This window comes from Aureimonas sp. ME7 (assembly GCF_903970965.1).
Lineage (GTDB): Bacteria > Pseudomonadota > Alphaproteobacteria > Rhizobiales > Rhizobiaceae > Aureimonas.
In genome coordinates this window covers 1-443 of record NZ_CAJCKW010000052.1, presented here as the reverse complement: position 1 = coordinate 443, position 443 = coordinate 1, and the positions used below count along the sequence as shown (strand labels likewise).

General features: G+C 64.3%; 1 protein-coding gene. It reads left to right on the top strand.

What is annotated here, in order from left to right:
- Positions 1 to 12: 12 nt before the first annotated feature.
- Positions 13 to 443: FAD-dependent oxidoreductase (locus tag H7A85_RS20685; protein ID WP_182422420.1), on the top strand; the 431-nt coding region annotated here is incomplete at its 3' end.

Here is a 443-nt window from a genome sequence, read left to right as displayed (position 1 = left end):
GAGCGGATCTTCATGAGCCAAGAACCCATCGTCAGAGACGTCGTGATCATCGGATCCGGATTGGCCGGCTTAACCGCGGCTTACGCGATGCGCCGGCGTGGCATCGAGCCGCTCGTTCTCGAAAGGGAAAGCGACATCGGAACGTCCTGGGAACGACGGCATCCGCAACTGACCCTGAACACGCACCGCTCGCTGTCGGCGCTACCGGAATCGACCTATCCGGCCGGAACAGGCGCCTTCCCCAAGCAAGCCGCGGTGATCGCGCATCTCCGGGCCTTTAGGGATCGGCATCAGTTCGAGATCCGCTACGGCACCGAGGCCTTATCTCTGTCGCGGACCGGCGGGCACTTCGGCCTCGAGACGAACGCGGGCACAATCCACACTCAGGCGGTGGTTGTTGCGACGGGCCGGGATGCGGTCCCGATCGTGCCGCGTTGGAAGGG